This window comes from uncultured Mucilaginibacter sp., from assembly GCF_937859865.1.
Classification (GTDB): Bacteria; Bacteroidota; Bacteroidia; order Sphingobacteriales; family Sphingobacteriaceae; genus Mucilaginibacter_A.
Genome location: NZ_CALMAT010000002.1, coordinates 1 through 5,777 on the forward strand (window position 1 = coordinate 1; position 5,777 = coordinate 5,777).

4 protein-coding genes are annotated in these 5,777 nt (G+C 45.0%); all 4 read right to left on the reverse strand.

Going from position 1 to position 5,777, the window contains the following annotated elements; translation table 11 throughout:
- Positions 1-476 (reverse strand): glycoside hydrolase family 125 protein (locus Q0192_RS00020; RefSeq protein WP_299284177.1); only part of this gene is annotated, 476 nt, incomplete at its 3' end.
- A 221-nt stretch (positions 477-697) separates the two neighbouring features.
- Positions 698-2,617 (reverse strand): glucosamine-6-phosphate deaminase, encoded by a 1,920-nt coding sequence (gene nagB / locus Q0192_RS00025; RefSeq protein WP_299284180.1) that lies wholly within the window; start codon positions 2,615-2,617, stop codon positions 698-700.
- Between the two features lie 113 nt (positions 2,618-2,730).
- Positions 2,731-3,432 (reverse strand): IS1 family transposase, encoded by a 702-nt coding sequence (locus tag Q0192_RS00030; protein ID WP_299284183.1) that lies wholly within the window; start codon positions 3,430-3,432, stop codon positions 2,731-2,733.
- A 173-nt stretch (positions 3,433-3,605) separates the two neighbouring features.
- The gene (locus Q0192_RS00035; protein WP_299284186.1) at positions 3,606-5,744 is read right to left on the reverse strand and encodes a glycoside hydrolase family 2 TIM barrel-domain containing protein; all 2,139 of its coding nucleotides are present in this window, start codon (positions 5,742-5,744) and stop codon (positions 3,606-3,608) included.
- Positions 5,745-5,777 lie beyond the last annotated feature (33 nt).

Here is a 5,777-nt window from a genome sequence, read left to right on the forward strand (position 1 = left end):
CGGTCGGTTTTCCAATCGCTTATTTTAGTTTCGTCCCGATAAAAAGCATTGGCGTAAGGGTCTTTTAAAACACATTCCGCCTGCCGGTTAATTACGCCTGCAATCAACTGGCGCAACTGTTCGTCTTTTTTAAGGAAAGTAAGGTATGGCCAAACCTGTGCGCAGCTATCGCGCAGCCACATCGCATCAATATCGCCGGTAATAACGTAAGTATCCGGCCGTGCTTCTTTTACCGTATGAAAAACGGTGGTGTCGAGTGTGTTCGGAAAGCAATTTTCAAAAAGCCAGGTTAGTTCTTTGTCTTTTACTTTGGCTTTAAACTGCACAATGGCATCTTCTACTGCTTTGCTGGTAAAATTGCGTTTGCCCAAAGCCGGGCGATGGCTCACAAATTCTTCGGCAGCAAAAACCGATTGGTTTAAAAATAACCCGCCCGTTAACAAACCGGCTTGTTGGATAAATGTGCTTCTTTTCATTTTAGGTAAGAGGTTTGGGGTTTGAGCTATCAGCTATTAGCCGTCAGCTTTCGGATATCGGCTATAAACTTAACTTTTAAAATTTAATTTTCATTTTCCGGTTAATGTTCCATTTGGCTGTGTTTTGTCATTTCGACCAAGGGGAGAAATCTTCTTCAAAGCAGAATATTTTTTTGCTGAAAGAAGATTCCTCCCTTCGTTCGGAACGACAGCGAAAATTACTAATTTAACTTGTACCTTACGAATGCTTCCATCGCTTCGTATTCGGCCATGCCCAATTTATCGTATGCGCAAGCGGTTTCGCGGTTGCGGTCTTCTGCCCTCACCCAAAATTCGCGCGCGTCATCGCCGGGAAAAACAGGCAAATCTTTTTGCGACTGGTGCTTGTAAATAGCCAAACGTTTACGGATCACTTCCTGCGGGGAAAGCGGAACGGCCATCTCGATTTCGTAGGTTTCAAACTCGTGCCAGGCACCTCGGTAAAGCCAAATCCAGCAATCTTTTGTCCATTCCTCATTTTTTAAACGGTTTAAAGCTTCTATCATAATATCAAAACAAATTTTGTGCGTGCCATGCGGATCGGCAAAATCTCCGGCGGCAAAAACCTGATGTGGCTTGATGGCGCTTAACAAGGCCATTGTTTCTTTAATATCGTCTTCAAAGCTTACGTTTTTTTGCATTTTCAAGCGGTCATAAAATGGCAGGTCTAAAAAATGGATATGGTCATCCGGTACGCCGGCAAAACGGGCACCAGCAATGGCCTCGCCTTTGCGGATCAGCCCTTTCACCGTTTTCAGTTCCTGCGGATCGTCCTGGTTCGGGTGTTTGCTTTGCGAAAACGCACGCATGTTATGGTACAAAGCTTCCAACTGCGCAACTTCCTGGTGCTGGCTTTTGGCAAAATCAATCGCAAACTCAAGGTAACGCAACGCATCATCGTCCCAAACGGCATTGTTGCCCGAGGTTTGGTAAGCCACATGCACATCATGGCCCTGATCAACCAAACGGATAAACGTACCGCCAACCGAAATCACATCGTCGTCCGGGTGCGGCGAAAACACGATCACGCGTTTTTTGGCCGGTTCTGCACGTTCCGGCCGCTGGCTGTCGTCTGCGTTTGGTTTTCCGCCCGGCCAGCCCGTAATGGTATGCTGCACCTGGTTAAAAATATCAATGTTGATGTTGTAAACCGGGCCTTTTTCGGTGGCCAATTGCGCCATGCCGTGGTTGTTGTAGTCTTCTTCCGTTAGTTTTAAAACTGGTTTGTTTACCGTTGTAGCCAGCCAGATCACGGCTTTTTTGATGAGCCTTTCTGTCCACACACAATCTTTAACCAGCCACGGCGTGTTAAAACGCGTTAATTGGGCAGCAGCTTCTTCGTCCAAAACAAACTCTACGTTTTCAGATAGTTGCAAATAAGTGGCCGGCACGTCCGAAGAAATTTCGCCTTCCACCGCTTTTTTGATGATGGACGCTTTTTTATAGTTCCAAGCCATCAAAATAATTTCGCGTGCTTTAAAGATCGTGCCAATACCCATCGTGATGGCTTTTACCGGCACGTTTTCTTTTCCGCCAAAATCATGGGAGGCGTCGCGGCGTGTCAAATCATCCAATGTAACCAAACGCGTGCCCGAATTTGGCGCCGATCCCGGCTCGTTAAAACCGATGTGGCCCGTACGGCCAATGCCCAAAATCTGCAAATCCAAACCGCCGTAACTGCTGATTTTTTTTTCGTATTCCAAACAAAAAGCGGCTACTTCTTCCTGCGGCAAAGTGCCGTTCGGGATGTTTATGCTTTCTTTCGGGATATCAATGTGGTTGAACAAATTTTCGTTCATAAAAGTAACGTAGCTTTGCGCTGCCGTTGGTTTCATCGGGAAATATTCATCCAGATTGAAGGTAATCACATTGGCAAAACTTAGCCCTTCTTCCCGGTGCAAACGTACCAGCTCGGCATAAACTTTTACCGGCGTTGCACCAGTTGCCAAACCGAGAATTGTTTTTTCGCCTTTTGCACTTTTGGCGGCAATTAGTTCGGCAATTCGTTTTGCCACCTGCACAGATGCTTCATTTTTATCGGCAAATACTGTAACCGGAAGCTTTTCGTACCGGGTTTCTTCCAACAAATTTAAACGGGCCATACGTGTTGTTTTTTTAGGTTGATTTTATGTTCAGGCAAAAATTCAGTGCATGTTTAAAATTTAATTGTTAAGCCTCATGCTTCTTTTACCCTATAAAAATTGGGGTTGTGTTTTCAAATGTATGATGCTCTAATGTTACGTTCATAGATAGCCGTTTTCATGATTGAATAGTGGTAGATAAGCTTTTTTGAGAAGCAAACTGTCCGTCTGGCCAATCTTCTTAGCCTTGTCCTGAACCACGTGTTAATTCCTTCTATGTTCTTTGTATATTTTTTACCTACAATGTGCTTCTCCTTTGGTAAAACTTCTGCAAATGCCTGCCAGTTGTCTGTGCAATAGAAATTAATTTCCACTCCCTGTAACTTCTTTAGCAAAGCCCTTATACTTTTTTTGTTCCTTTTGCCCCAGTTTGCTGCCAGGATTTCTCCACTGTTTTTACAAATGGCATACAGCAGCCATACTTTCTTTTGCTTATTTCCCACGTAAGACCACTGTTCGTCTATCTGCACCAAGTGATAAGCACCCTGCTTAGGCCAGACTTTGGCAGCTTTGCCCATTCTCAAAATACACCTAAGGACTGCGCTGGCAGAGATGCCCAGCACAACAGCACAGTCCCTGACACCGCTGCCCCTTAACAGCATCCGCTTTAACAAATCCCTGTTCTTATAATCCGCAGCCCAATAAAGGTATTCCTCCTGGAACTGCAGCTTGCAGGCCTTACAACGAATATTCTGTATACCTGTCTTTTTTTTACCGTTTTTTACTACCTTGCAGCTACAGCAGCGGGGGCAGCTTACCATTTTGTTTGATTTCACAACCAACAAACGAGCTTAACCCGTTGCTCATTTTATCCCATCATACTTTTCAAAACACTACCAAAATTGGTAACAATCGGTTTTTGATTTTATAAAAAATTGATGCAAACACCAATTTTTATAGGGTAAAAGAAGCATTGCCATTTTTTTCCTGATATAAATTTAAACAGCTTTTATTTTATCGTGATTAGTTTTTCGGGCAAATTCCAGCCACTTATCGAAAGCTGTGGCATCGGTTCGCCTGGTTTAAGCTGATATTCTAATGTTACTTTTTGTTGGTCGCCGGGCAAAACCGAGATATAATTGTCCGAATAAAAAACCGGCAAAACCCGTTTGTGCGTTGCCGCATTAACCAGCGATAAGCGGTTAAAAAAAGCAAGCGGCGCTTTTGCCGGGTTGGTCAATATTACTTCAATTTTTCCTTCGCCTGTTTTTTGTGCCGAAGTTTGCAATTGTGATGCGGCCATTTCCTGCAAACCCGAATAATTGCCCGATGCATCTTTTATCCAGTAAATATTCTCGCTCAGTTTATGCTTGTTTTTGTCGAAAAGTTGCAGGCACAAAAACACGCCTTTATCGTGCGCGCGCTTTTCCACTACTGTTTTTATCGGCAAAAAACCTTTGACCGACGAAGGCAGCACTTCTTCAAAAACCTGCGTAACCAAACCTTCTTCACCGTTCATGTCAATGGTTTTAACGGTCAGCATCAAGTCGCGCTGGGTTTCAAAAGTATTGTTTACGATAGAAACCATGCCGGTAATCGGATTGTACATGGCATGAAGCGGCTCGCTGCCGTTGTGCAAACCGTACAAGCAAGCGTTTGGGTCCAGGTAATAATCGTACATCTGGCCGCGCATCGCCGTCCATGGGTTTTGGGTTTTCCAGATGATCGTGCCGGTGTACCAGCTCCACATGTGCGAACTGAAACCTTCCATCAAGCCGCGGTACTGGTCGTAATTAACCAGTTGTGCTTTCGCTGCAAAATCCCGGGCATCTTTTGCTTTCCCGTACGGATCAATAAAAGCATCGTAAGCAATGTATTTGTGGTAATCCCAAACCGAATCTACTTTAGCGGTTTTGTTTTGGGCCGAATATTCCGGTGCAATCAGGTTTTTTTCGGGGATGAAACGTTGCAACGATTCATAATCGCTCAAACCAACCGAGCCAATTTCAGAATTAAAAGGAAAAGTCCGTTCCTGCCAAAAATTGGAAAGCGGTTGAATTCCATAAGGCCCGTCGCCGTTGCCGCCAATCGTATTGAGCGACATTTTATCAGAATTTGAATAATCTACAAACCAACGTGTGCCGTCCAGTTTTGGCATCAACGTATCGCGGACTGCCAGCAAAATATCCTCGGGCGGTGTAATTTCGTTTCCGCCGCACCAAATGGCCAGCGAAGGATGGTTACGGACGAGTTTGATTTGATCGGCAACAGATTTTAAATACAGTTGGTGGTCGTCGGGATATTTGCGGCGTGTCCATTGGTCGTCAGCTTTCGCCGGGTCCAGCCATTTGCCGTTTGCATCGCCAGAAATCCAAAAATCCTGAAAAACCAGCAAGCCATATTTATCGCAAGCCTGGTAAAATTCCGGCCGTTCTACCAAAGCACCGCCCCAAACCCGGATCAAGTTGAGGTTCATATCGCGGTGAAAACGGACTTCCGCATCATAACGCGCATCCGAAAAACGCAGCATCGCATCCGAAATAATCCAGTTTCCGCCTTTGATAAATATCTTTTGTCCGTTCACTTCCACTTGTCGGCTCTGCGTTTCGGTATTCCAACTTGTGGTAATTTCACGAACGCCAACCGAAACATTTTCCTGATCAGAAACTTGGCGCCCAACTAAAAACTGAATTTTGGATTTGTATAAATTTTGCGGGCCGTAACCATGTGGCCACCACAACTTTGGGTTTTTTAGGGTGAAATCGGCCAGCGAAACTTCCTGCGTTGAATTTGCTGCAATGGTTACCAGTTTAGAAATTGTGTTTCCGTCCAGCGTAAATTGCAATACTCCTTTTACCACATGATTTTCAGCGTTTTGCAGTTCTGCCGATGCTTTGATAATGGCTGGTTGCTGATTTCCCAAAACTTTCCTGATTCCCGGAACTACCGTAATTACATGCGGATTTAACAGGTTAACTGCTCCGGTTTTTTCGATGGTTACTTTATCCCAAATGCCGGTATTGCGGTCGCGCGTTGGTGCAATCCAATCCCAGCCGGCTGTATATTGCAGGCCAACGCCTTTTGCAATCCGGCCGTCGCCGCCTTGTCCGCCAGGTTTGCCAACTGGGTTTGGCGGATAAACCAGCACAGCCAACCGGTTTTCCCCGTTTTTATTGAGGAA

Excerpts from the sequence above, each read along its gene's own strand:
- nagB (WP_299284180.1), bottom strand. The coding sequence starts at position 2,617 with ATGGCCCGTTTAAATTTGTTGGAAGAAACCCGGTACGAAAAGCTTCCG.